Annotated in this window: 25 protein-coding genes and 1 tRNA gene; 10 read left to right on the top strand and 16 right to left on the bottom strand. The window is 61.8% G+C overall.

Annotated features, from left to right (window positions below; genetic code table 11):
* The first annotated feature begins 1 nt into the window (after position 1).
* Together cyoE and AC1DWQ_RS02950 are read left to right on the top strand one after the other, a co-directional pair.
* Positions 2-919 (top strand): heme o synthase, encoded by a 918-nt coding sequence (cyoE, locus tag AC1DWQ_RS02955; RefSeq protein ID WP_477668299.1) that lies wholly within the window; start codon positions 2-4, stop codon positions 917-919.
* Positions 920-928: 9 nt separating this feature from the next.
* The gene (locus AC1DWQ_RS02950; RefSeq protein WP_477668298.1) at positions 929-1,567 is read left to right on the top strand and encodes an SCO family protein; all 639 of its coding nucleotides are present in this window, start codon (positions 929-931) and stop codon (positions 1,565-1,567) included.
* 90 nt (positions 1,568-1,657) lie between these two features.
* Here AC1DWQ_RS02950 and rpoH read toward each other — a convergent pair whose 3' ends face one another.
* From rpoH to AC1DWQ_RS02910, 8 genes are all read right to left on the bottom strand, one after another.
* The gene (gene rpoH, locus AC1DWQ_RS02945) at positions 1,658-2,587 is read right to left on the bottom strand and encodes an RNA polymerase sigma factor RpoH (RefSeq protein ID WP_477668916.1); all 930 of its coding nucleotides are present in this window, start codon (positions 2,585-2,587) and stop codon (positions 1,658-1,660) included.
* Between the two features lie 455 nt (positions 2,588-3,042).
* The gene (locus AC1DWQ_RS02940) at positions 3,043-3,336 is read right to left on the bottom strand and encodes a hypothetical protein (protein ID WP_457282211.1); all 294 of its coding nucleotides are present in this window, start codon (positions 3,334-3,336) and stop codon (positions 3,043-3,045) included.
* A gap of 69 nt (positions 3,337-3,405) precedes the next feature.
* A complete protein-coding gene (locus AC1DWQ_RS02935; RefSeq protein ID WP_477668297.1) occupies positions 3,406-3,870 on the bottom strand; it encodes an Mpo1 family 2-hydroxy fatty acid dioxygenase in 465 nt (154 codons plus the stop codon).
* 136 nt (positions 3,871-4,006) lie between these two features.
* A complete protein-coding gene (locus AC1DWQ_RS02930) occupies positions 4,007-4,981 on the bottom strand; it encodes a Bug family tripartite tricarboxylate transporter substrate binding protein (protein WP_477668296.1) in 975 nt (324 codons plus the stop codon).
* 26 nt (positions 4,982-5,007) lie between these two features.
* Entirely contained in the window at positions 5,008-6,018 is a 1,011-nt protein-coding gene (locus tag AC1DWQ_RS02925) for an Ldh family oxidoreductase (RefSeq protein ID WP_477668295.1), read from the bottom strand.
* Positions 6,018-6,944: a hydroxyacid dehydrogenase gene (locus tag AC1DWQ_RS02920; protein WP_477668294.1), complete on the bottom strand. Its 927-nt coding sequence runs from the start codon at positions 6,942-6,944 to the stop codon at positions 6,018-6,020. Before AC1DWQ_RS02920 ends, AC1DWQ_RS02925 begins: the two co-directional genes overlap by 1 nt.
* Positions 6,945-6,956: 12 nt before the next feature.
* Entirely contained in the window at positions 6,957-8,132 is a 1,176-nt protein-coding gene (locus AC1DWQ_RS02915) for a UxaA family hydrolase (RefSeq protein ID WP_477668293.1), read from the bottom strand.
* Positions 8,133-8,243: 111 nt separating this feature from the next.
* Complete coding sequence (locus AC1DWQ_RS02910; protein ID WP_007862870.1) at positions 8,244-8,525, bottom strand: UxaA family hydrolase; 282 nt, start codon at positions 8,523-8,525, stop codon at positions 8,244-8,246.
* Between the two features lie 158 nt (positions 8,526-8,683).
* Between AC1DWQ_RS02910 and AC1DWQ_RS02905 the strand changes: the two genes are divergently transcribed.
* From AC1DWQ_RS02905 to AC1DWQ_RS02895, 3 genes are read left to right on the top strand one after another with little or no spacing between them, the layout of a single operon-like run.
* Entirely contained in the window at positions 8,684-9,436 is a 753-nt protein-coding gene (locus AC1DWQ_RS02905) for a GntR family transcriptional regulator (protein ID WP_477668292.1), read from the top strand.
* 2 nt (positions 9,437-9,438) lie between these two features.
* On the top strand, positions 9,439-10,263 hold the full coding sequence (locus tag AC1DWQ_RS02900) for an inositol monophosphatase family protein (protein WP_477668291.1): 825 nt from the start codon (positions 9,439-9,441) through the stop codon (positions 10,261-10,263).
* Between the two features lie 6 nt (positions 10,264-10,269).
* The gene (locus AC1DWQ_RS02895; RefSeq protein WP_477668290.1) at positions 10,270-11,283 is read left to right on the top strand and encodes a YeiH family protein; all 1,014 of its coding nucleotides are present in this window, start codon (positions 10,270-10,272) and stop codon (positions 11,281-11,283) included.
* A gap of 24 nt (positions 11,284-11,307) precedes the next feature.
* On the opposite strand, the gene ftsY is transcribed toward AC1DWQ_RS02895, so the two are convergent.
* Complete coding sequence (ftsY, locus tag AC1DWQ_RS02890; protein WP_477668289.1) at positions 11,308-12,435, bottom strand: signal recognition particle-docking protein FtsY; 1,128 nt, start codon at positions 12,433-12,435, stop codon at positions 11,308-11,310.
* Between the two features lie 73 nt (positions 12,436-12,508).
* Between ftsY and AC1DWQ_RS02885 the strand changes: the two genes are divergently transcribed.
* The 5 genes from AC1DWQ_RS02885 (at position 12,509) to AC1DWQ_RS02865 (ending at position 16,935) form a co-directional block, all read left to right on the top strand.
* Positions 12,509-13,984, top strand: a complete 1,476-nt coding sequence (locus AC1DWQ_RS02885) for a M16 family metallopeptidase (protein ID WP_477668288.1) — start codon at positions 12,509-12,511, stop codon at positions 13,982-13,984.
* Between the two features lie 31 nt (positions 13,985-14,015).
* A complete protein-coding gene (locus tag AC1DWQ_RS02880) occupies positions 14,016-15,419 on the top strand; it encodes a M16 family metallopeptidase (protein ID WP_477668287.1) in 1,404 nt (467 codons plus the stop codon).
* A complete protein-coding gene (gene rsmD / locus AC1DWQ_RS02875; RefSeq protein ID WP_477668286.1) occupies positions 15,416-16,072 on the top strand; it encodes a 16S rRNA (guanine(966)-N(2))-methyltransferase RsmD in 657 nt (218 codons plus the stop codon). The genes AC1DWQ_RS02880 and rsmD overlap by 4 nt, the downstream gene beginning before the upstream one ends.
* Before the next feature lie 82 nt (positions 16,073-16,154).
* Positions 16,155-16,664 carry a pantetheine-phosphate adenylyltransferase gene (coaD, locus tag AC1DWQ_RS02870; protein WP_477668285.1) on the top strand — a complete coding sequence of 170 codons (510 nt, stop codon included), beginning with the start codon at positions 16,155-16,157 and terminating at the stop codon, positions 16,662-16,664.
* Between the two features lies 1 nt (position 16,665).
* The gene (locus AC1DWQ_RS02865; RefSeq protein WP_457282197.1) at positions 16,666-16,935 is read left to right on the top strand and encodes a YfhL family 4Fe-4S dicluster ferredoxin; all 270 of its coding nucleotides are present in this window, start codon (positions 16,666-16,668) and stop codon (positions 16,933-16,935) included.
* 151 nt (positions 16,936-17,086) lie between these two features.
* Here AC1DWQ_RS02865 and pth read toward each other — a convergent pair whose 3' ends face one another.
* From pth to AC1DWQ_RS02830, 7 genes are all read right to left on the bottom strand, one after another.
* Positions 17,087-17,701 (bottom strand): aminoacyl-tRNA hydrolase, encoded by a 615-nt coding sequence (pth, locus tag AC1DWQ_RS02860; RefSeq protein WP_477668284.1) that lies wholly within the window; start codon positions 17,699-17,701, stop codon positions 17,087-17,089.
* A 152-nt stretch (positions 17,702-17,853) separates the two neighbouring features.
* On the bottom strand, positions 17,854-18,549 hold the full coding sequence (locus AC1DWQ_RS02855; protein WP_477668283.1) for a 50S ribosomal protein L25/general stress protein Ctc: 696 nt from the start codon (positions 18,547-18,549) through the stop codon (positions 17,854-17,856).
* Positions 18,550-18,659: 110 nt separating this feature from the next.
* On the bottom strand, positions 18,660-19,634 hold the full coding sequence (locus tag AC1DWQ_RS02850) for a ribose-phosphate pyrophosphokinase (protein WP_477668282.1): 975 nt from the start codon (positions 19,632-19,634) through the stop codon (positions 18,660-18,662).
* A 225-nt stretch (positions 19,635-19,859) separates the two neighbouring features.
* Positions 19,860-19,936: transfer RNA gene (locus tag AC1DWQ_RS02845), tRNA-Gln, on the bottom strand.
* 86 nt (positions 19,937-20,022) lie between these two features.
* Positions 20,023-20,958: a 4-(cytidine 5'-diphospho)-2-C-methyl-D-erythritol kinase gene (ispE, locus tag AC1DWQ_RS02840; protein ID WP_477668281.1), complete on the bottom strand. Its 936-nt coding sequence runs from the start codon at positions 20,956-20,958 to the stop codon at positions 20,023-20,025.
* Positions 20,959-21,042: 84 nt separating this feature from the next.
* Positions 21,043-21,582: an outer membrane lipoprotein LolB gene (locus tag AC1DWQ_RS02835; protein WP_477668280.1), complete on the bottom strand. Its 540-nt coding sequence runs from the start codon at positions 21,580-21,582 to the stop codon at positions 21,043-21,045.
* Positions 21,579-23,351: a tetratricopeptide repeat protein gene (locus AC1DWQ_RS02830; protein ID WP_477668279.1), complete on the bottom strand. Its 1,773-nt coding sequence runs from the start codon at positions 23,349-23,351 to the stop codon at positions 21,579-21,581. The genes AC1DWQ_RS02835 and AC1DWQ_RS02830 overlap by 4 nt, the downstream gene beginning before the upstream one ends.
* Positions 23,352-23,452 lie beyond the last annotated feature (101 nt).

Here is a 23,452-nt window from a genome sequence, read left to right as displayed (position 1 = left end):
CATGAACCCCAGTACTCCCTCCGCCGCTCCGGCTTCTGCCTCGCCCCGCGCCTCTTCCAGGTTCGCGCAGTTCTATGCGCTGACCAAGCCGCGCGTTGTGCAGCTCATTGTGTTTTGCGCATTGATCGGCATGGTGCTGGCCGTTCCCGGTATTCCGTCGTGGCCGGATGTCCGGCTCGCGCTGATCGCCTGCGCCGGCATCTGGCTGGTTGCAGGGGCTGCCGCCGCCTTCAACTGCCTGGTCGAGCAGCAAATCGACTCGCGCATGCGGCGCACCGCCTGGCGGCCCACCGCCAAGGGCGAGCTCAGCAATTCGCTCACGCTGTCTTTTTCGGCCGCATTGTGCGCGCTTGGTTCGTGGATTCTTTATGCATGGGTGAACCCGCTCACCATGTGGCTGACTTTTGCCACCTTCATCGGCTACGCGGTGGTCTACACCGTCATCCTCAAACCGATGACGCCGCAGAACATCGTGATTGGCGGTGCTTCAGGCGCCATGCCGCCGGTGCTGGGCTGGGCTGCCATGACGGGGTCGGTCGGCCCGGAGGCGCTGATTCTTTTTCTCATTATTTTTCTCTGGACACCGCCGCACTTTTGGGCGCTGGCACTCTACCGCGTGGAAGACTACCGCAAGTCCGGCCTGCCCATGCTGCCCGTTACCCACGGCAATGAGTTCACTCGGCTGCAGGTGTTTCTCTACACGCTGGTGTTGTTCCCCGCCTGCCTGATGCCCTTCATTTTCAAGATGAGCGGCTGGCCCTACCTCGTTGTCGCTGTCGCGCTCAGCATCGGCTTCAGCTGGTATGGCTTTCGCCTGTGGCGCAACTACTCCGACGCGCTGGCACGCAAGACATTCCGGTTTTCACTGATTCATCTCTCGGTGCTGTTCGCAGCGCTGCTGCTTGACCACTATCTTTAGGCTCCCACCATGAAGTCCCACCGCACGCCGCAGGCTGCCTCACCCGTTCGACGATCTGCTATTAAAACAATAGCTGCTTGCGCACTTGCAGTGGGCGCTGCAGGCATTTTTACTGCATGCGCACCGGACAAACCGCAGTTCAAGAGCATTGACCTCACCGGCGCCGACTACGCGCAGGGCTTCACGCTGGCCGACCACAATGGCCAAGCGCGCACGCTGAAAGACTTTGCCGGCAAGGTGGTCGTGGTGTTCTTCGGCTTCACGCAATGCCCCGACGTTTGCCCGACCTCCATGGCCGAGTTGGCGCAGGTCAAGAAGCTGCTGGGCGCTGATGGCGACAAGCTGCAGGCAATCTTCATCACGGTCGACCCGGAGCGCGATACGCCCGAACTGCTCAAGGCCTACATGGGCAATTTCGACCCGACCTTTGTGGCGCTGCGGCCCACACTGGACCAGCTGCCCCAGGTCGCCAAGGACTTCAAGGTGTATTACAAAAAGGTCGATGGCAAGACACCCGGCAGCTACACCATGGACCATTCCGCCGGCAGCTATATCTTCGACGGCCAGGGGCGCATCCGCCTGTACAACCGCTACGGTAGCGGCGCTGAGGCGCTGGCGTCCGACATTCGCCTGCTGCTCAAATCCTGAGTCGATCCGTCCCGCAGCGTTGCGACCGGAAAAGAAAGAAGCCCGCACATTGCTGTGCGGGCTTTCTTTTAAAACGCGTACCTGCAGGTATTAAGCGTAGGCGGCCAGCACCTTCTTCATTTTCTTCATGGCTGCCACTTCGATCTGGCGAATCCGTTCGGCGCTTACCTTGTACTCGTCGGCCAGGTCGTGCAGCGTCATGCCGCCTGACCCGTCGTCGTTCACCTTGAGCCAGCGCTCTTCTACAATGCGGCGCGACCGTGGGTCGAGATCTTCCAGCGCTGCGGTGATGCCGTCTGAAGCCAGGTTGTCACGCTGGCGCGACTCCATCAGTGCCGTCGGTTCCTGGGTCGCGTCGGCCAGGTAGGCGATCGGGCCAAAGGCGTCTTCGCCGTCGTCGCTCGGGCTTGGGTCCAGCAGCACGTCGCCGCCCGACATACGCTGCTCCATCTCGATGACTTCCTCACGCTTGACGTTCAGCGTCTTGGCCATCGAATCGATCTGGCCTTCGGTCAGCGTGTCGCGGTGTGTCGCCACGTCGGCGTCGTCCTTGAAACCCTGCTTCATCGAGCGCAGGTTGAAAAACAGCTTGCGCTGGGCCTTGGTCGTCGCGACCTTGACCATGCGCCAGTTTTTCAGGATGTACTCATGGATCTCGGCCTTGATCCAGTGCATGGCATAGCTCACCAGGCGCACGTTCTGGTCCGGGTCGAAGCGTTTGACTGCCTTCATCAGGCCGATGTTGCCTTCCTGGATCAGGTCGCCGTGCGGCAGCCCATAACCCAGGTATTTGCGCGAAATCGAGACCACCAGGCGCAAGTGAGAGAGCACTAACTTACCGGCAGCGTCGAGATCGTTGTTTTCCTTGAGATTTTTGGCAAATTCCTGCTCCTGCTCCAGGGTGAGCATGGGGAGACGGTTTACGGCGGAAATATAAGCGTCCAGGTTGCCCAGCGGGGGCACCAGCGACCAGGGGTTGACGGCTGTGGACGCGCCCGATTTCGGCACGACAGCGGTCAGGGAAGCGGGGGAAAGAGCATAAGACACAGCAAGACTCCTTTCGTCTGGTGCTAAATACTAGCACTCTGTTGGAGAGAGTGCTAAGCAATAGGTTCAATGACTCGGATAGCGCAAGGCTAATAAGTGAAAACCCTTGGTATGAGCCGCATTGTGGGCCATTGGTTCAGGGGGATTGGTTTCTGCCTTGTAAATGCGCGGTATCGATTTGTATGGATGCCGCCGTTATCCCAAAGTGGGTACGGTCGCTATCTATTTGATAGCTCCTTGCGCCCGTGTGTATTGGGCTGAAGCCATATTTGATAATGAATTCAAACGGGGTGCACGTCAGTTTTTTGCCAATTTCGGAGAGTGAATATGGCCTTTCATCCAAGCTGGACGGGCGTAAGCAGCTATGAATTTGGTAGCAAATCCATGGTTTTCAGCCGCCAGCCCGCCCAAATCGGAACTCGCAGGTATTACGGCAGGCGCTTGTCGTCACGCACTTCGCGGACTTCCACGTCCACCACGTCGCCGGCACGGGGGCTGGCCGGGTTGCCCTGGGCGGCCCCGCCCGGCCACATGCCTTGGGGCGAATAGCGCTGGAAGCGGCCAAACACCATCGCCGGCGCCGGCTTGCGGCCGGTGACGAGCGACTTCAGGAGGCTCAGCGCCACGACGATCAGGGCCGCGACCAGCAGGCTGACGGCAAACACCGCGGCGAAGATGCCAAACAGGAGCTTGAGGAAGAAACGCAGAATTTTGCTGATCAAGCGAGGTACCCGTGAAAAGGTTTAAACCTTCAAGATGGAGGCCGCCCGGGTGTTTTCAAGCTGGATGAATCACCAGCGTATACCCAGCTTGCCAAACAGCTTGCTCAGCACAAACAGCGGCCCGACCCAGAGGTACTGGATGTCTTCAAAGAAAGAAGGCTTTTTCCCCTCGATCTTGTGGCCGATGAATTGCAGGATCCAGGCGCCCACAAAAATGCCGACACAGATCGGCAATACCAATGGTCCCATGGCGAACACCAGGCCCAGAAACAGCACCGACCAGACCGCCATGGTCATAAAGAACATCGCCGACAAGCGCGCGTAGTAGACCATGCTGGCCGCGACAAACACATACGCGACATAGGGGTGAAGCGCAAACAGCATGCCGACCAGGCTCAGCATGATGAGCGGGATGGCAATGAAATGGATCAGTTCGTTGCGCGGGTTCTGGTGGCTTTCGCCGTAGTGCACCAGCAGCTGGTCAACCTTGCGTGGCCCGGTAACGGTAACGGGAATATCCGCTATGTCGTTCATGTATGTCTCCAGTGGCGGGGATCGCCTCTGGGCGGATTTTCCGCCAGGCCACCAGAACCGGAGTGGTGTTTTACAAAACGTAACGCAGACCGCGAGCGGCCTGCGGACTTTGTGCTTAACCGGGTGTGCTTGCCGATCAGGTCGGTGTGATTTTCGCGGTCTTGATAATCCGGCTCCAGCGGTCTATTTCGCTTTTCAGGAAGCGGCCGAACTCTTCTGAACCCTTTTGTGAGACACGAAAACCTTGCTGCTTGGCGCGCTCTTCCACGTCAGCGCTGTACATGATCTTGATGATCTCGCGCGAGTATCTGTCGACAATGTCATCCGGCGTCTTGGCCGGGAGCATGGCCCCTGTCCAGTTCTCGACAAAGAGGCCAGTCATACCGGCCTCGAAAGCAGTCGGGACATCAGGCACCCCCGGGTGCCGGCCCAGGCTGCAGATCGCGATCGCGCGCAGTTTTCCACCTTTGACGTGAGCGATCGATTCCGGATAGTTGGAAAAAATCACGTCCAGCTGGCCACCGATCAGGTCGACCATCGAGGGCGCGCCGCCGCGGTAGGGCACATGGATCATCTTCGTTTTGTTCAACTCGCAGAACAAAGCCATGGTCAGGTGTGCCGGAGTACCGTTGCCGCTCGAGCCCGCGCTCAGCTGCTTGGTTTTGGACACGGCCATCAGGTCCTTGAAGTCCTTGATGGGACTGGCGGCGGGAACCACGACCAGCATCGGCGAATTGGCCATCAGGGCGACCGGGCGCAGGTCTTTGGTGAAGCTGTAAGCCGCATTCGGATACAGGGATACGTTTGCGGCATGTGTCAACGTGATGGCCAGCAGCGTATTGCCGTCGGGCGCCGATTTGGCGACCTGCTCGGCGCCGATCTGCGCGTTCCCGCCAGCCTTGTTTTCGACAATCACGGGAGTCTTCCACGCCTCGGACAGCTTTTGGGCGACCGTGCGGGCCATCATGTCGGTCAGGCCGCCGGGCGTGAACGGGACCACATATTTGATGGTGCTGCCTGGTTTGGGAAAGGTCTGCTGGGCCAGCCCCAGACCCGGAATGCCCGTCAGGGCTGCACCTGTTGATGCCAATACGATGTCACGACGTTTCATGCCTACTCCTCTTGATTGAATAACTGTTAACCCACTAACTGATCCAACTGCGATTTGAGTGCGTCGGGAATACTGAGTCCCGCTTGTAGTGCTTTCGTTTCGAGTGCGATGCGCCGCGCACCTGCCAGACGTACACCTTCGTCCAGCAGCATTTCGGCGATCACGGTTTCCATGCGTTCAAAGTAAGTGTCTGTGCCTGCAAGCGCGCCCGGGTCGATCAGGATGAAAGCCTGGCCAATTCGCGGCTGATTTCCTTCATCCACAAAAAACGATGATGCCTCAAAAGCAAACTGCGCGCCAATCACGGCTGTCACCAGCAGCTCAACCATCAATGCCAGCATGGAACCTTTGGGGCTGCTCACGGCACCCAGCGGCAGCATGGAGCCCTCCAGAGCCGCCTGTGCGTCCGTTGTGGGCCGGCCTTGCGTGTCCAGCGCCCAGCCCAGCGGAATGGATTTGCCTTCCTTGGCTGCAACCATCACTTTGCCGCGCGCAACTTCGCTCAAAGACAGGTCAATCAACAGTGGATCGGCGTTTCTGCGGGGAAACGCGGCAGCAATCGGGTTGGTTCCAAAGATCGGGTGCTTGCCGCCTGCCGCGGGCATGGCCGCCGGTGCGTTCGCAAAACCAAGGCCTACCAGGCCCGCATCGGTTGCGGGGCGCAGATGATCCACCAATACCCCGCAATGGTGGCTGTTGATCACGCCGACAAAACACACGCCCAGTTCCCGAGCAGTTGCAATCGCTGTGGAGATCGCCAGGTCGCAGGCGGGGAAGGCCAGGCCCTGTTTTGCATCCACCAGCACTGCCGCACCTTTTTTGTGCGCCACGACGGCGACGGCATGGCCATCGGCCCGGCCGTTGCGAAGATGGGTGGCATATTGCGGCACGCGGCTCAAGCCATGCGAAGCGAGCCCTTGCGCTTCGGCGCGAACCAGTGCTCTCGCGGTGGTGGCCGCCATGGCCTCTGCCGCGCCCGCCTTGCGCAGCGCCTGCGTGGCAAGACGTGTTGCTTCTTCAATAGACAGTTGGATCATTACTTCAGGCTCTCCAGCACCTTGTCAGCGATCATGAACGATACGCGTTCATTTGACTGCATGCTGAGACCTGAAATGTGTGGTGTAAGCAACAGGTTGGGGCAGGCTTGCAACCCCGCGCTCGCCGGCAGGGGCTCCACGTCGAATACATCGATGGCCGCACCGCCCAGTTGCCCCGACCGCAGCGCCGCACTGACTGCCGTGATGTCCACGATGTGGCCCCGCGAGGTATTGATCAGCACGGCGCCTTTTTTCATCTGGCCAATGCGTGCCGCGCTGAACAGCCCGCGCGTCGCATCCACCAGGGGCACATGCAATGTGACGGCATCCGCGCTGCTGATGAGGTCGTCAAGGCCGGCGTACTGCACACCGGTCTGCGCGAAAACCGGGGCATCGGGGGCAAGCGCGGGGTCATAGGCAATCACGTGCATGCCCAGGCCACGTGCCAGGCGCGCGGTGGTCTGGCCTATGGAGCCAAAACCGATGATGCCCAACGTTTGTCCGGCAGCTTCACGGCCGTTGCTCAACGCAGCGCGCGGCCACTGGCCGGCTGCCACGGCTTCGGTGGAAGCAAACGCACCGCGCAGCAGCAGCATGGTGCTGGCCACGACGTATTCCGCCACGCTGAGCGCATTGGCGCCCGAGGCGGGAATGACCTTGATGCCCCGGGCTTCGCAGGCCGGCACGTCAATGTTGTCCAGCCCCACGCCGAGCCGGCCCACCACCTTGCAGCGGGCCATCGCGGCGAGCAGCTCGCCACGCACCTGCGTCAGGTTGCGCACGATCAACGCATCGGCTTTGCCCGCCTCGGCCCGCAGGCGGGTGGCGTCGCCCACCAGCTGCGGGTCATAGAGCACGTCGTGTGCCGCTTCAAGCTGCGCCACTGCGCGCTCGTCCATGAATTCACAGATGACAATGCGCGCCATGCTTGCCTTACCTCAAGCGGATTCGAACAGGCGCGTCAAGACGAACTCGCGGTGGCCCAGCGCTTCTGCGGCGGTCAGGCGGCCGTTGGCGGTGCGCAGCATGTTCTCCAGCAGCTTGTCGCCGGCCTGGTCGAGCGTGATCTCGCGCTGCAGCAGCCCGGAGGTGTCCACGTCGATGTGTTCGCTCATCAGGCGCACGGTGCGCGGGTTCGAGCAGATCTTGATCACGGGGACAATCGCATTGCCGATCACGTTGCCCTGGCCGGTGGGGAAGAAGTGCACGGCGTAACCCGAGGCGGCGCACAGGGTCACCATTTCGGCCGCAGCACTGGACGAGTCCATGAACCACAGGCCCGGGTGCGTGGGCATCTCGGCCTTGTCGATGACGCCGTCGACCGTGCAGACCTTGCCGATCTTCTGGATATTGCCCAGCGCTTTTTCCTCGATGGTCGTGAGGCCGCCGGCGATGTTGCCTTTGGTGGGCTGCGAGTCCGACAGGTCGCTGGTCTTGTGGCGGTTGATCATGTCCTGGTAGCGGTTGAACATGAACATGAACTGGTCGCGCACGGCATCGGTGGCACAACGGTCGGCGACGATTTTTTCACCGCCGGTGATCTCGGAGGTTTCACCGAAGCACAGGTAGTTGCCGAGCGGGTGCAGCTTGTCGAAGGCGTTGCCGACGGTGGGATTGGCGCCGCAGCCGGACGTGGTGTCGGACTCGCCGCACTTGGTGGAGACCCAGAGTTCGGAGATGCCGCAGATCTCGCGCTGTTTTTCACTGGCCCATTGCACATACTCACGCGCCGCTTTGGAGGCCTTCATGATGGTCTCATGGTCGCCGTGGCCTTCAATGCCGAAGCCCACCACCGGTTTGCCGGTTTTGGCGATGCCGTCCACCACTTTTTTGGTCCAGCTGTCTTCAATGCCGATCACCACGACGGCGGCGACATTGGGGTTGCAGCCGGCACCGATCAGGGTGCGAAAGTGCAGCTCCAGGTCGGCACCGAATTGCAGCCGCCCATAGGGGTGCGGAATCGCCATGCAGCCCTTGATGTTGTGTGCCACCGCCTCGGCGGCTGCATTGGAAAGATCGTCCAGCGGCAGGATGATGACGTGGTTGCGCACGCCAACGCGGCCGTTTTCGCGGCGGTAGCCCAGAAATGTGGTGTTTTTATCGATGACTGACATTGCTATGTTCCTAGATGAGTTGTTTGTTCCAGCAATCGACGTGGATCTGGCTTCGCCAGGCCACAGGCGATGCCCCCTCGGGGGGAGGCGGCCGCAGGCTGCTTCGGGGGGTTACCACCTCTTTGTTTTGATGTTATGGACATGGGCGTGCTGGCCGGCCTTGATGTTGGCAACAACCTTGCCCATGTCGATGCCGTACTTCAGCACGGTGTCGCCGACAGCCATGTCCTTGAGGGCCACTTTGTGCCCGATCGGGATGTCCTGCTGGGCCTGCACATTGATCATGCGGTCTTCGTCCATGATCCAGCCGGTCATGGCAGTTCCTGCCTTCACACCTTCCACCACCACAACGGCCACGGTGTCTTTGGCGTCATGCAATACAAAATGAATCATGGGGTCTCCGAATGGCCTGAGTTGAATCGAGTTGCCAGTTTTATGGGCCGGCAACCGCTTGTCAATTTACTCATATATATGACTTGTACGACTCGCCCGTTGGTGTTTCAATGGCGGCCGTGAATGTCAAAAACACATCGGCTCCATTGCGTCCGTTGATGAGCGAAGAGGCCATGCCGCTCTACCGCCAGGTGAAGCGCGAGCTGCAAAAACTCATCGAGGCCGGGCATTACGGCCCGGGTAAACCCTTGCCCAGCGAGGCGAATATTGCCGCGAGCCTGCAGGTGAGCATTGGCACCCTGCGTCATGCCGTTGACGAACTGGTACACGAGCATGTGCTGGTGCGCCGGCAGGGCAAGGGAACTTTTGTGGCGCCGCACAACAATGCCCGCTTCATGTTCCAGTTTTTTCACGTGGAGCCGCACTGGAACTTCGGTGACGACGATGCGGCGCGGGACCGCGACTACCCGGAAATTGACTGCATCGCTTTTGGGCGCGAGCGGGCCACGGAGCAGGAGGCCGCTGCATTGCGCATCAAGATGGGTGAGCCCGTGTTCAGGGCGGAAAACCGCCTCGCCCTGCAGGGCAGGGTGGTCATGCATGACCGGCTGACCATTGCGGCGGCGCTGTTCCGCAACCTCACTGAAAAACGTTTTGTCGAAAGGCCCGGCACGATCTATGCCCTGTACCAGACAGACTTCGGCATCACCGTGCTGCGGGCACAGGAACGTGCACGCGCCGCGGCGGCCGACCGGACCCAGGCGCGCCTGCTGGGGCTGGCGGTGGGCTCTCCGGTGATGGAGGTGCACCGGCTGGCCCTGACGTTCGGCGACAAGCCCGTGGAATACCGGGTCTCCACCATCAATACCCAGGCGCATGACTATGTCAGTGTGCTGTCCAAGAAAGCATGAACATGGACCTTGTTGTGGTGCTGGAGAAAGCCCGGCTCGCGGGCATGGAGGCTGCCGTCCGCATCCGGAAGGCGCATGTAGAACTGCAACCGGTGGATGTCCGCCAGAAGGCCCCCGGTGACTGGGTCACGCGCTTTGACCGCGAAGTGGAAGAGGGCTTGCGCAGCGCGCTGCTGAAGGTCTTGCCGCAGAGCGGCTTTGTCGGTGAAGAAAGCGGCGGCGAATTGACGGAGCAGCCCACCTGGCTGGTTGACCCGATTGATGGCACGGCAAACTTTGCCCGCGGCTACCCCCAGTACGCGGTATCGATTGCACTGTGTTTGGACCGGCAGCCGGTGCTGGGCGTGATCGTGGATCCGTCCCGCCACGAAATTTTTACTGCGGCATCGGGTCTGGGTGCATACCTGAATGGGGAGCGCCTGGCCTGTGCTGCCGCGCGCCCTGCTGCGCAATGCCTGGTTTCGACGGTGTTTCCCAAACCGGGTGCGCCTTTCATGGACGACTACCTGCGTGAATTTGGTGATGTACTGAGAACGTTTGGGCAGGTTCGGCGAAGCGGCTCCATGGCGCTGGAACTGGCTTATGTGGCGGCCGGGCGGGCCGATGCCTTCTGGGAACGCGGCATGGGCGCGTGGGACGCTGCGGCCGGGTTGGTGCTGCTGCGCGAGGCCGGCGCCACGATGCGATCCCTGGACGGCTTGCCCTTGCTGCAAAGCCGGATGCTGGTGGCGGGAAGCCCTACCGGTGCGGCGCTACTGGAAAAAGTTCTCACGCATTACCCCGGTGGTCCAAATCCTCCGTCCCATTCATCCAACAAGTCTGTCTGATATCCCATGATTTTTAAATGGCGCATGGCGCTGGCGTCCCACTTTCCAGGCGTGCTGGTGTGCATGGTGATTGCACTGGCCGCGACTTTCATCTCCGAGCACTATGGCGGCCCCCAACTGCTCTATGCCTTGCTGATCGGCCTGGCGTTCCACTTTCTCAACAGCCACCCCAAGGCGGCCAAGGGCATTGGTTTTTGCGGCCGCGTGGTGCTGCGCGTGGGGGTCGCGCTGCTGGGCGCCCGCATCACGTTTGCGCAAGTGGCCCAACTGGGCGCCGGAACCGCCGTGGTCATCGTGCTGGCGGTTGTATTGACGATTTTGCTGGGCGTGCTGCTGGCGCGCTGGCTGAAGTGTTCGCGTGATGAAGGCCTGCTGTCGGGCAGCGCGGTGGCCATCTGCGGTGCGTCGGCGGCGCTGGCCGTGTCTTCCGTGCTGCCCCAGACGAAAGAAAACGAACGCTTCACACTTCTGGCTGTTGTCGGTGTCACGGTGCTGTCAACGCTGGCGATGGTGGTCTACCCTTTCAGCCTGCAGGCCATCGGGCTCTTGCCGGGGCAGGCCGGTATTGTGCTGGGAGGCTCGATTCACGATGTCGCGCAGGTGGTGGCGGCCGGCATGATGCTCGGCCCGCAGGCGGGTGACACGGCCACCGTGGTCAAGCTGTTTCGCGTCATGATGCTGATGCCCATCGTGCTGTTCATTGCGGTGCTGTACCGCAACCATCCGGCCGTCAAGGTGCCGGAAACAGAGGTGCCGCTGGTGCCGGGCTTCCTGATTGCTTTTGTCGTGCTGGTCATGCTGGCCAGTGCAGGGCTGATCGCAGCACCCGTGGTTCAGCTGGCCAGTGATACATCGCGCTGGATGCTGGTAACGGCCATTGCCGCTGCGGGTGTGAAGACCAGTTTTGAAGACTTGCTCAAGCTGGGCTGGAAGCCTGTGGCCCTGCTGCTGGCTGAGACCGTTTTTATCGTGGCCTTTGTGGTGATCTCGGTGCTGCTGCTGAAGCTCGGGGTGCCCTGAGCGGCAAGCGGCGAATCTGCTGGTTCAGCCCAGCAATGCCTGCGCGAACTCACGCGCATTAAAGGTTTCCAGGTCTTCCAGCTGCTCGCCCACGCCGATGAAATACACCGACACCGGGCGCAGCGCGGGTGAGGCCAGGGCACGTTCACGGGCCCACAGCGCAATCGCAGCCAGAACGCCGCCCTTGGCTGTGCCGTCCAGCTTGGTCACGATGAGACCGGTCAGCTGCAGCGTGTCATCGAAGGCCTTGACCTGGGCGAGGGCGTTTTGCCCGGTGTTGCCGTCGATGACCAACAAAACTTCATGTGGCGCGGTGGCATCCGCTTTCTGCACCACGCGTTTGATCTTGCGTAGCTCTTCCATCAGGTGCAACTGCGTCGGCAGGCGGCCGGCCGTGTCGACCAGTACCACGTCCTTGCCGCGCGCTTTGCCTGCGCTCACGGCGTCAAAACTCACGGCGGCCGGATCGCCGCCTTCCTGGCTGACGATCTCGACGGTGTTGCGGTCGGCCCAGACGCTGAGCTGCTCGCGCGCCGCGGCGCGAAAGGTGTCGGCCGCTGCCAACAGCACCGATGCGCCCTCGGTGGCCAAATGGCGCGTGAGCTTGCCGATGGACGTGGTCTTGCCGGCGCCGTTGACGCCGGTCACCATGATCACGGTGGGCTGGTATTGACCGATCACAAGGGGTTGCTCCAGCGGCTTGAGCAGCTGCGCGATCGAGTCCACCAGTGCGTTCTTGACGGCCACCGGGTGCGTCATGCCGCCTTCCTTGACGCGTCGCTTGACATCGGCCAACAGGTGTTCGGTGGCCTTGCTGCCGGCGTCCGCCATCAGCAGTGCGGTTTCCAAGTCTTCATAGAGCGCATCGTCGATGCGGCTGCCGGTGAACACGGTCGAGATGCTGGAGCCGGTCTTGCGCAGCCCGGCTTGCAGCTTGCTGAGCCAGCGCTCCCGCTCCGGGGCTACGGCGCCGGGAACCGGAATGGTGATCGGGGTGACCAGCGCGCTGCCGATCAGGCCACTGCCCGCAGAGGCCGGCGAGGGTACGGGTGTCGCCGGTTCAGGGGCCGGTCCGGCCGGGACGGCTGCATCGGGCGCAGAAGACGCCGGTGCGGCAGGAGGGGGGGATTTTTTCTTGAAAAAACTGAACATTGGGTATGCTTGCGGAGTCCTAGTGGGCTGTTGCACCGTTGCGGGGCAACGTACAGCGCCACACAGCTATTCTATGAAACACCCCAGGCCAGCCCTTTTGACACCCCCAGTACCCCTATCTTCCATACTTCGCCCGTCGGCCGTGCGGCACCTGCCCGCGCTGGTGCTGGCACTGTGCCTGGGCACGGCCGCCCTTGCGCAGACGCCCGTGCCGGCCCCGGTGGAGCAGTTCACGCTGGCCAACGGCCTCACGGTCATCGTCAAGCCCGACCACCGCGCGCCCACCGTGGCCCACATGCTGTGGGTGCGCGTGGGCTCCATGGACGAGGTTGACGGCACGTCGGGCGTGGCCCATGTGCTGGAGCACATGATGTTCAAGGGAACGGCGAAGGTCAAGCCGGGTGAGTTTTCAAAACGCATAGCCGCCCTGGGCGGACGCGACAACGCGTTTACCGCCCGCGACAACACGGCCTACCACCAGCAAATTCCGGCCGGCAAGCTGGAGGACGTCATGCGCCTGGAGGCCGACCGCTTCACGGGTAACCAGTGGGCAGACGACGAGTTCAAGCGCGAGATCGAGGTCGTCAAGGAAGAGCGGCGCCTGCGCACCGAAGATTCGCCGCGCGCCATGCTGTATGAGCAGATGACTGCCATGACATTTACCGCCTCGCCTTACCGGCGCCCGGTGGTCGGCTGGATGAGCGACATTGCGGCCATGACGCCCGACGATGCGCGCGATTTTTACCGCCGCTGGTATGTGCCTGCCAATGCCGCCGTGGTCATTGCCGGTGATGTGGATGTCGCGCAGGTCAAAAAGCTGACCGAAAAATACTACGGCGGCATCCCCGCGCGCGCCGTCCCGGTGCGCAAGCCACGCGCTGAACCCCTGCAGGCCGGCGTGCGCCGTATGGACTTCAAGGCGCCGGCCAGCCAGGCCTATGTCAGCATGGTTTTCAAGGTGCCCAAGCTGGAGCCGGCAGACCTGGCCGCGCCGGCCGCCGGCGCCAGCCGCGACGCGCTGGCGCTGACGGTGCTGGCCGCCGTGCTGGACGGCTACACCGGCGCCCGGCTCGACCGCGCGCTGGTGCAGCAGTCCCGTGTGGCCGACAGCGCCGGTGCGTCCAATGGCCTGATGGGCCGGGGGCCGCAGGTTTTTTCGCTCGACGGCGTGCCCGCTGCCGGTAAAACCGCCCAGCAGGTGGCTGACGCGCTGCGCGAGCAGGTGGCCAAGGTGGCACGCGAGGGCGTGAGCGAGGCCGAGCTGAACCGCGTCAAGACGCAGTGGGTGGCCAGCGAGACCTACAAGCTCGACTCGGTCTTCAACCAGGCGCGCGAGCTCGGCTCGCACTGGGTGCAAGGCCTGCCGCTGGATGCCAGCGAACGCATCATTGCCGCCCTGCGTAGCATCACGGGCGCCGAGGTGCAGGCCGTGGCCGCGAAATATTTTGGTGACGACCAGATGACGATGGCAACGCTGTTGCCGCAGCCGCTGGACCCGAACCGCAAGCCGCGCCAGGGCACTGCGCCCGCCGGTGACCTGCAGCGTTGAACTGCCCTACTCATCCAGAATTGCTGACAACATGATGATTGCTATAAAAACAATAGCGGCTCGCGCAAGGTGTGTATGGGTTGCAGGTCTTTTTAGCTTGTTTTTTCACTCGCTGGCGCTGGCCGGACTGCCGATCCAGCACTGGACGCAACCCAATGGCGCCAAGGTTTACCTGGTCGAAAGCCCGGCGATTGCGATGCTGGACGTGCAGATCGATCTGGACGCCGGCAACCGGCGTGACCCTGCCGATAAGGCAGGCCTGGCCAGCATGATGGCCGGCCTGCTGGAAAAAGGGGTGCGTGCCAGCAATGGCTTGGGGCCTGAAGTTATTTGTGGAGGGCTGTGCGTTCCCGAGCCGGCGCTTGACGAAAACGCCCTCAGCGAAGCCTGGGCGGACCTGGGCGCGCAGTTCGGCGCCGGCACCACGTCCGACCGCCTGAGCTTTTCACTGCGCACCCTGACCGACCCGGCGCTGCTGGACAAGGCGGCTGCGCTGGCCGCGCGTGAGATCGCCGAGCCGGCTTTTCCCGAAGTTGTGTGGCAACGCGAACGCGCACGCCTGCAGGCCTCGATCCGCGAGTCCTATACCCGCCCGGCCAGTGTTGCCGGCCGCGCCTACACGCCAGCTGTGTACGGCACACATCCCTACGGGTACGAAGTCACGGAAGAAAGCTTGGCGCGCATCAGCGTGAGCGACATGCGCGCCGCGCATGCCGCCGGCGTGACGGCTTGCCGCGCGCGCATCAGCATGGTGGGCGCGGTGACGCGCGCGCAGGCTGATGCCATCGCCGCCAAATTGCTGTCACGTCTGCCGCAGGTGGCTTGCGCCAGCCTGCCGCCGTTGCCGGCCGTTGCCGAGGTCGAGCCGCTGGCTGCGCCGGTTGAAAAACGCATTCCGTTTGCCTCGGCGCAGACGCAGGTGCTGATTGGCCAGCCGGGCTACAAGCGCTCGGACCCGGACTACTTTGCCCTGACGGTGGGCAATTACATCCTGGGCGGCGGCGGTTTTGTGTCGCGCCTGACGAGCGAAGTGCGTGAAAAGCGCGGCTTGACGTATGGCGTATCGAGTTATTTCTCCCCCGCCCTGCACGCGGGCGCCTTCACCATCAGCATGCAGACCCGGCCCGACCAGGCTGCGCAAGCCGTGGACCTGGTGCGCAAAGTGGTGGCTGACTTTGTGGCCAACGGCCCGCTGGAGGCCGAACTGAAGGCGGCGAAAGACAACCTGGTCGGCGGCTTTGCCTTGCGCATTGACAGCAACCGCAAGCTCCTTGACAACGTGTCGAGCATTGCCTGGAACGATCTGCCCCTGAACTACCTCGATACCTGGACGCAGCAGGTCGACAAGGTCACGGTGGCCGATGTCAAGGCGGCTTTTGCACGCAAGCTGCAGCCCGAAAAAATGGTCACTGTTATCCTTGGCGCCGCACCATGAAGTACACGCCCGTTCCTACCCAAACTCCCGCCACCCCCAAGAACCCGCGCGCCAAAAGCGGCAAGGTTGTGGGCCGCAAAACCGTGCCGCCGGGTGAGATCCGCATCATCGGCGGCTTGTACAAACGCACCAAATTGCCGGTGCCCAGCAAGCCGGGCCTGCGTCCCACGCCCGATCGCGTGCGTGAAACCCTTTTCAACTGGCTGGGCCAGGACCTGACGGGCTGGCGCTGTATCGACGTGTTTGCCGGCACCGGCGCGCTGGGCTTTGAGGCCGCGTCGCGCGGCGCGGCCGACGTGCTGCTGTGCGAGCAGGATCCGGCGCTGGCGCAACAGCTCAAGACGGTGCAGGCCAGGCTCAAGGCCGACATGTGCCGCATCGAGCGTGGCGACGGGCTGAGCGCCTTGAAACGCGTTGCGCCGGGCAGCCTGCAACTGGTGCTGCTTGATCCGCCTTTTGAGTCCACCCTGTACGAATCCACGCTCAAGGCCGCAGCGCAGGCCATCGGCCCGACCGGCGTGGTTTATCTGGAGGCGCCCAAACCCTGGACGGATGAGGAACTGCTGCCGCTGGGTTTGCAGGTGCACCGCAGTGGCAAGGCCGGCGCCGTGCATTTCCACCTGCTGGCTGCTCTGGGTACGCCAGCGGGCTGAATCGCCGGCCAGGCCTTGCCTGTCTCGTGGTTACAGGGCGGCAATTGGCGGGTAAAAGGGTGGGGCGGGCATAATTCCTCCTATGGCCACCTCCCGCACCGCTGTTTATTCCGGCACGTTTGACCCGTTTACGCTGGGCCATGACGACGTGGTGCGCCGCGCTGCCGGGCTCTTTGACCAGGTCGTCATCGCGGTGGCGACGGCCCATCACAAGAAAACCCTGTTCACGCTGAACGAGCGCGTGGCGCAGGTGCAGGCCGCCACTCAAGGTATCGCCGGCGTCAAGGTGCTGCCGTTTGACGGCCTGATCATGGATTTTTGCGCAGCGCAAAAGGCTTCAGCCGTGGTGCGCGGAATCCGCAATATCACCGACTTTGACTACGAAGCGCAAATGGCGGCCATGAACCGCAAACTGCGCCCCGAGGTGGAAACCGTGTTTCTGCTGCCCGACGCACCGCTGCAATGCATCAGCAGCACGCTGGTGCGCGAGATCAGCAAGCTGGGCGGCGATGTCGGCCAGATGGTGAGCCCGGCCGTGGCAACTGCCCTGGCGGCGGCGCACCAGGCGGCCAAAGCAGGTAAGGGGAACTGACATGGCCCTGATGATCACTGATGAGTGCATCAACTGCGACGTGTGCGAACCCGAATGCCCCAACCAGGCGATTTACCTGGGCAAGGAGATCTACGAGATCGATCCGCACAAATGCACCGAATGCGTGGGCCATTTCGACGAGCCCCAGTGCGTGCAGGTCTGCCCCGTCGCCTGCATTCCCATCAACCCGCAGCACATTGAAACGCGGGAAACCCTGTTTGAAAAATACCAGCGGCTGCAAACCATTATTCCGGTGGTCACGGCTCGCTAATTGACCTGGTTGGAGGGTTTGTGGCCTGACATGGCCTTGGAAGCGCCGATTTAGCGCACAAATAGCGGTGCAGTCCAACAGGATCCTGCGCGAGCAGCTATAAAAATCATAGCGTCAAACTTGCGCGCGGCAGACCCGGAACGGTAGACTCTTAATCTTCAATATCCACTTTGCGCGGCGGTTTCGGCCGCGGTGGCGTGCTGGTGTGGATCATCATCGTGGCTTTTTCCATCTCGCCCTTGAGCAGTTCAGGCACGGCCTTGATGCAGCGGGCAATGCAGTCTTCAATCGCCACGCGGTGCTCCTGTGAAGGTTTTTTCAGCACCCAGTTGACCACCTCGGCCTTCACGCCCGGATGGCCCACACCGATGCGCAAGCGCCAATAGTCGGCCGTGCCCAGTTGCGCATGGATATCGCGCAGGCCGTTGTGGCCGGCGTGGCTGCCGCTGAACTTGAGCTTGACCTGGCCGGGCACGATGTCCATCTCGTCGTGCGCCACCAACACCTCTTCAGGCGCGACCTTGAAGAAGCGCGCCAGGGCCGCCACGGATTTGCCCGAGACATTCATGAAGGTCAGCGGCTTGAGCAGCCAGACGTTCTGGCCGTTGAGGGTGATGCGCGCCACCTGGCCGTGGTAGCTCTTGTCCAGGCTTAGCGGGGCTTTCAGCTCTTGCGAGAGAGCATCAATAAACCAGAAACCGGCGTTGTGGCGGGTGGCTTCGTATTCGGGGCCGGGGTTTCCCAGGCCGACAAACAATTTGATCATTTGGAGATTTCCATCTGTCCAATTTTAGGGTGCGTGGCCTTGTGTCTTTGCAAGCGGGCGGTTCTGATTGAAGCGCTAACCAAGAAAAACGGCCCTTGTCCTGCAAGAGGACAAGGGCCGTGAGCCTTTTCAGGCCTGTGCGGGAAGCTGAATTACTTCTTGGCGGCAGGCTTGGCAGCGTCGGCCTTGGCGCCGGCTTTGGCTTCCTTGGCGGCAGCAGCTTTAGCGGCTTTCGGATCCACCGGTGCGGCTGCTGCAGCGGCTGCTGCGGCATCGGCCTCGGCTTCTTCGGAAACGGCAGACACCGACACCAGAACCGGGTTGTCCTGGCCCTTGGCCACGAACTTCACGCCCTTTGGCAGGGTGATGTCCTTGATGTGCAGCGGCGAGCCCTTCTTCAGGCCCTTCAGGTCGACGGCGATGAATTCGGGGATGTCTGCAGGGAAGCAGGACACGGTCAACTCGGTGATCACGTGGTTGACCAGGCAGTTCTCCGTCTTGACGGCTGGAGACTCTTCTTCACCGCTGTAGTGCACGGGCACTTTCACGGTCATCTTGGTCTTGGCTTCCACGCGCTGGAAGTCGATGTGCAGGATCTGCTGTTTGTACGGGTGCATTTGCAGGTCACGCAGCAGAACCTTGTGTTCTTTGCCTGCCAGTTCCATCTGGAGGATGGAAGCATGGAACGCTTCTTTCTTGATGGCGTGGAACAACGCGTTGTGATCGAGCTCGATCAGCGTGGGTTCACCGGTGCCACCGTAAACAATACCGGGCGTACGGCCGGTGATGCGGAGACGGCGGCTCGCACCCGTGCCCTGCTTTGCGCGCTCAAAAGCGACGAATTTCATAATCAACTCCAATAAAGAACGGACCGCGACCAGTCTCGTTCTGGTTTAAAAAGCTGCTTTTGCCTCATGACAAACATCATGGAGCGAGGGCAGCTACTTTTTGCTTCAGATCAGAACAGGTTGTCCTGGTCCGAAAACAAACTCATGACCGACTCTCCCTTGGCGATGCGCTGAATGGTTTCAGCGATCAGCGGCGCCACGGAGAGCTGGCGAATCTTTGTGCAACCCACGGCATTGGGGCTCAACGGAATGGTGTTGGTAATCACCACCTCATCAAGTGCGTCGCCCTTGGCGATGCGGTCAATGGCCGGGCCCGAAAAAATCGGGTGCGTGCAATATGCGTAAACCTTCTTGGCGCCGCGCTCTTTCAGCACTTCAGCCGCCTTCACCAGCGTGCCGGCCGTGTCGATCATGTCGTCCATGATCACGCAGTTGCGGCCTTCAATGTCGCCGATCACGTGCATCACTTCGGACACGTTCGCCTTGGGGCGGCGCTTGTCGATGATGGCCATGTCGCAGCCCAGCTGCTTGGCCAGCGCCCGGGCGCGCACCACGCCGCCCACATCGGGCGACACGACCATCAGGTCGGTGTAATTCTTCTGGCGCAGGTCGCCCAGCAACACCGGCGACGCATAAATGTTGTCGACCGGAATATCAAAAAAGCCCTGGATCTGGTCGGCATGCAGATCCATCGTCAAAACACGCGACACGCCCACTGCCTGCAGCATGTTGGCCACCACCTTGGCTGTGATCGGCACCCGCGCCGAACGTGGGCGGCGGTCTTGCCGGGCATAGCCGAAATACGGAATCACCGCGGCGATGCGCTCGGCCGAAGCCCGTTTCAACGCATCAACCATGATCAGCAGTTCCATCAGGTTGTCGTTGGTCGGTGCGCAGGTCGACTGCACCACAAACACATCACGGGCCCGAACGTTCTGCTGGATCTCGACGGTGACTTCGCCATCCGAAAAGCGGCCGACATGGGCTGCACCCAGTGAAATGCCCAGGTGCTGGGCGATATCGGAGGCCATGCTCGGATTGGCATTGCCGGTGAAAACCATGAAGTCGGGATGGTGCGGTTGCATGTGGGGCCCAGCTGCTACAAGGACTTGAACGTGGCTGAAATTTTTATCGGAGCAAAATACGCACGGGGACAACACGCTGCAACGGGGCTTGGCAGTGAGCGCCGCTTGCCTGTTTCCAAAAACACACAGACCCGCTGATACACATCACGCGGGTCTGTCAGGAGTCACACGGGCCCGCTCCGGGCGGGACCGCAACACCGGGGCTACGGCCCACGGCGAATAATTTGGCAGGGGTGGAAGGATTCGAACCTGCGAATGCCGGAATCAAAATCCGGTGCCTTAACCAGCTTGGCGACACCCCTACACAGGACAGTTGTTGTTGCCAACAACAGACCTATAAACTTTTCCATTTAGGTCGCTTGAAAGCGCATTTCAAAGAGCGGTTATTTTACCAACCAGCCAGAGGATGCGCCTCCAAATTGCTGCATGTCCGGACTATCCAGTCATCAGGCAAACCTGAAAGATCCGTCAAATCCGTGCCATGCGGCAGTTGCGCAAATACAGCACTTCCGGAGCCGGTCATGCGTCCTTGAAGATGTTTCGTTTTCAGCCAGTCGATCGACTGGCCAATCTGCGGGCACATCTCCTGCGCTACCGGCTGCAAGTCGTTGCGGCCGAATCCGAAATCAACCGATCTCAAAGGGCCTTCAGCATTTGCAGCAAAGCCTTGGATTGTAGCAGTTTCTGTGTCGCGTTTGAGCCCCGGCGCGCTGAAAATTCGTGGCGTGGAGACGCCGGCAGGAGGCTTGACCACCACAAAACGGGCTGGCGGCAAGGCGAGCGGCGTGATTTTTTCACCAATGCCTTCCACCCAGGCGTGGCCGCCGGACAGGAAAAAGGGGACATCGGCGCCCAGCGACAGGGCGATGGCGTGCAGTTTTGGGATCGGCAGGCGCACACCCCAAAGCCGCTGCAGCGCCAGCAGGCAGCTGGCGGCGTCGGATGAACCCCCACCCATGCCGGCTTGCGAAGGGACGTTTTTTTGCAGACCAATGTGGACGCCCAAAGGCGTGCCGCAAGCCGCCTGCAGCGCCCTGGCCGCCCGTACACACAAGTCCTCGGCGGGCAAGGCCTGGGATTCGCCGGGGTTGCCCTCGTTGAGTTGGCCAAGGTCTTCCCGGGTGATCCGGCCATCGGGGCGCAGCTCAAAGTGAAGGGTGTCGCACCAGTCGATCAGCATGAAGGCGGATTGCAACAGGTGGTAGCCATCGGGCCTGCGTCCGGTGATGTGCAGGAAAAGGTTCAGTTTGGCAGGCGCCGGCACGTCATACAGGGCCTGGAGCGGCTGCGCGGCGTATCGGACGGGGGCGGTATGGGTCGTCATGAACTGGGAGTGCCAAAGCAACAGGAGCCAGGAGGGTGAAGGTACAGGAGGCCTTGCGGAGAAGCCGGGACATCCGTCCCGGAATTATTGGTCAAGGACCACACGCAGGTCGGCTGGGGGTGCCGGCTGCACCCGGCTGGCCGTGATGCGGCCTTCGGCGTAACGGGAAAGGTCTGCAGACCAGCCGCTGACGCTGGCATTGTCGCCCTGCAGCCAGGCAAAGAGCGCGGTCACCGGGACGGCCGCACCTGTCGCCTGGGCCATCAGCTCATCCACCGAGGAAAACCGCTGGATCTTGCCATTGCCTGAGTCGAGTACGGCTTCACCGGGCGACCAGCGGAGCACCCCCAGCACGCTGCCCAAAGGACTGATCAGCGAGAGTTCGCCGCGCTCGGGTTGGCCCTTGAGCTCGAAGCTGGCCGAAAAGGACTGCACGGGTTCGCTTTGGACCTGCAGGCTGATACGGCCTGTCCGAAGCTCATTTTTTGAGACATTTGTGCCGGAAAGCCTTTGCGGTTGAGCGCAACCAGCTATCAAAAAAGGAGCAATAGCGCAGGCGCATACCAGGCCCAGACGGATCAGGTGGACACGCAGTGCAGGCGGCAGGACGCGAATTCCCGTCACAGCTTCACGCGCAGGCGCTTGAGCGTCTCGAGCAGGGTCTCGTTTTCGGGACTCAGCAGCCGGCCTTCTTTCCAGATGGCCACGGCGCGGTCACGCTGGCCTGTGGTCCAGAGTACTTCGCCGAAGTGGGCCGCGATTTCGGCGTCGGGTTTGGCTTTGTAAGCGGCTTCAAAGATCTTGATGGCTTCCGAGGTGTTGCCCATTCGGAATTCGACCCAGCCCAGGCTGTCCTTGATGAATGGATCGGCGGGCGCATATTCGAGCGCTTTGCGAATCAGATCACGCGCTTCCGGCAGGCGCACGCTGCGATCCGCAAATGAATAGCCCAGGGCGTTGTAAGCGTGGTGGTAGTCGGGCTTGAGCTGGATGGCGCGCCGCAGCAGACGTTCCATTTCATCCATCGAACCCAGCTTTTCAGCCATCATGGCCTGGTCGTACAGCAGTTCGGTTTCGTCGGGGTTTTTTGCCAGGGCTTGCGCCAGCACATCATGGGCCAGCTGGTACTGCTTGAACTCACGGAGCAGGCCTACTTCTGCGTTCAATTTCAGCCTTGCGTCCGCAGCGTTGCGTTCGGGGAGCTTGCGGATCAGCTGGCGTCCTTCTTCCAGTTTGCCCTGGCTGGCAAGGATGGAGGCGCGCCGGGTTTGGGCCTGGGTCAGGTCAGCGGAATCTTCAATCCTGGCCAGCCAGCCTTCTGCCGCCGCATAGTCCTTGCGTTTTTCGGCCAGTTGGGACAACGAGAGGTAGGCCTGGGCCAGGCCGCGGTTGCGCTCGCCCTCGGCGGTCTGCTGCTGGGCCAGGGTGACGTAGCGCTCCAGCGAGGTTTGTGCCTGTGCCAGCTGGTTGTCCTGCAATTGCAGGGAGCCCAGCACCAGCCAGCCTTCGGGAAGCTCGGGTTTTTCGCGGGTCACCACTTGCAGCTGGGCGGCGGCTTCGGCGTAGCGCTGGGCATCCAGCAGCGCGCGCGCATAGGCCATCCGCACTTCAGGCAGGGCTTTGGCGTTGCCTTCAAAGTATTTGCGGACCAGATTTTCTGCTTCAGGCTGTTTCGGGTCCATCAGTTCCAGCCCGACCAGGGCCGGGCCTTCGGAGAGCGGGCCTGCAGCCTGCGCGCGCCTGGCTGCCGCAAGCGCGCCGTTGCTGTCGCCGGAGGCCAGCCGCATGCGCCCCACCGTGGTCCAGGCGGCGCTGGCGGTGGCGGGGCTGTTCAGGTAGGTGGCCAACGCTTCTTCGGCCACCGTGCTGGCCAGCTTTTTGTCGGGCACACGCGCGTAAATCCGGGGTACCGCAGTCAATGCCGCAGCGCGTTCCATTTCCGGAGCAAGCCGGATTTCGGTTTGCAGCGGTTCGGTCGTGTCGGCAATTCGGTTCAATGCCACCAGGATCTGCAGGACATAACGGTTTGCCTCGCGCGAGGCGGGCTGCTCTGCCTTCCAGGCCTGGGCTGCCTGCAGTGCGGCATCGCCAGAGCGCGACTGCAGTGCGATGTCCGTAGCGCGCTGGTAGAGCTGCGCATCGCCGGTTTTGCGGGCGGCGTCCAGCATGAGCGCAAATCCTGCGGCGGGCTCGCCTTCCTGCAGGGTCATTTCACCCACCAGCAGCTGGTAAAAAAGGGCACCATCCAGCTGCGATGATGGAGTCGCTTCCTGTGCGGCCTTGGCCTCGACAAGCGTTGAGGGCGCAGCCAGGAGCGGTTCTTCGGTCTGCGCCAGGACCAGGGGAACAGCCAGCCACAGGCCGCTGATGGCAAGGCCAATTTTTTTCTTCATCGAACCATGATAATTGAAGCTTCCCGGCTGCGCTGCCGCTTTACGCCGCGGCCCTGATCTTCGGCTGGCCCACCGCTGTCTTCTTGCGCCATGCAGTAGCG

Source organism: Polaromonas sp. P2_G11, assembly GCF_056403595.1.
Note: the sequence above shows the minus strand (reverse complement) of the source record. Positions and strands in the feature narration are given on the sequence as shown.

Bases quoted from the DNA above. Each gene is read 5' to 3' on its own strand.
- cyoE (WP_477668299.1), top strand. From the start codon at position 2: ATGAACCCCAGTACTCCCTCCGCCGCTCCGGCTTCTGCCTCGCCCCGC.
- AC1DWQ_RS02950 (WP_477668298.1), top strand. From the start codon at position 929: ATGAAGTCCCACCGCACGCCGCAGGCTGCCTCACCCGTTCGACGATCT.
- AC1DWQ_RS02935 (WP_477668297.1), bottom strand. From the start codon at position 3,870: ATGAACGACATAGCGGATATTCCCGTTACCGTTACCGGGCCACGCAAG.
- AC1DWQ_RS02930 (WP_477668296.1), bottom strand. From the start codon at position 4,981: ATGAAACGTCGTGACATCGTATTGGCATCAACAGGTGCAGCCCTGACG.
- AC1DWQ_RS02925 (WP_477668295.1), bottom strand. From the start codon at position 6,018: ATGATCCAACTGTCTATTGAAGAAGCAACACGTCTTGCCACGCAGGCG.
- AC1DWQ_RS02920 (WP_477668294.1), bottom strand. From the start codon at position 6,944: ATGGCGCGCATTGTCATCTGTGAATTCATGGACGAGCGCGCAGTGGCG.
- AC1DWQ_RS02915 (WP_477668293.1), bottom strand. From the start codon at position 8,132: ATGTCAGTCATCGATAAAAACACCACATTTCTGGGCTACCGCCGCGAA.
- AC1DWQ_RS02910 (WP_007862870.1), bottom strand. From the start codon at position 8,525: ATGATTCATTTTGTATTGCATGACGCCAAAGACACCGTGGCCGTTGTG.
- AC1DWQ_RS02905 (WP_477668292.1), top strand. From the start codon at position 8,684: ATGAGCGAAGAGGCCATGCCGCTCTACCGCCAGGTGAAGCGCGAGCTG.
- AC1DWQ_RS02900 (WP_477668291.1), top strand. From the start codon at position 9,439: ATGGACCTTGTTGTGGTGCTGGAGAAAGCCCGGCTCGCGGGCATGGAG.
- AC1DWQ_RS02895 (WP_477668290.1), top strand. From the start codon at position 10,270: ATGATTTTTAAATGGCGCATGGCGCTGGCGTCCCACTTTCCAGGCGTG.
- ftsY (WP_477668289.1), bottom strand. From the start codon at position 12,435: ATGTTCAGTTTTTTCAAGAAAAAATCCCCCCCTCCTGCCGCACCGGCG.
- AC1DWQ_RS02885 (WP_477668288.1), top strand. From the start codon at position 12,509: ATGAAACACCCCAGGCCAGCCCTTTTGACACCCCCAGTACCCCTATCT.
- AC1DWQ_RS02880 (WP_477668287.1), top strand. From the start codon at position 14,016: ATGATGATTGCTATAAAAACAATAGCGGCTCGCGCAAGGTGTGTATGG.
- rsmD (WP_477668286.1), top strand. From the start codon at position 15,416: ATGAAGTACACGCCCGTTCCTACCCAAACTCCCGCCACCCCCAAGAAC.
- coaD (WP_477668285.1), top strand. From the start codon at position 16,155: ATGGCCACCTCCCGCACCGCTGTTTATTCCGGCACGTTTGACCCGTTT.
- AC1DWQ_RS02865 (WP_457282197.1), top strand. From the start codon at position 16,666: ATGGCCCTGATGATCACTGATGAGTGCATCAACTGCGACGTGTGCGAA.
- pth (WP_477668284.1), bottom strand. From the start codon at position 17,701: ATGATCAAATTGTTTGTCGGCCTGGGAAACCCCGGCCCCGAATACGAA.
- AC1DWQ_RS02855 (WP_477668283.1), bottom strand. From the start codon at position 18,549: ATGAAATTCGTCGCTTTTGAGCGCGCAAAGCAGGGCACGGGTGCGAGC.
- AC1DWQ_RS02850 (WP_477668282.1), bottom strand. From the start codon at position 19,634: ATGCAACCGCACCATCCCGACTTCATGGTTTTCACCGGCAATGCCAAT.
- ispE (WP_477668281.1), bottom strand. From the start codon at position 20,958: ATGACGACCCATACCGCCCCCGTCCGATACGCCGCGCAGCCGCTCCAG.
- AC1DWQ_RS02830 (WP_477668279.1), bottom strand. From the start codon at position 23,351: ATGAAGAAAAAAATTGGCCTTGCCATCAGCGGCCTGTGGCTGGCTGTT.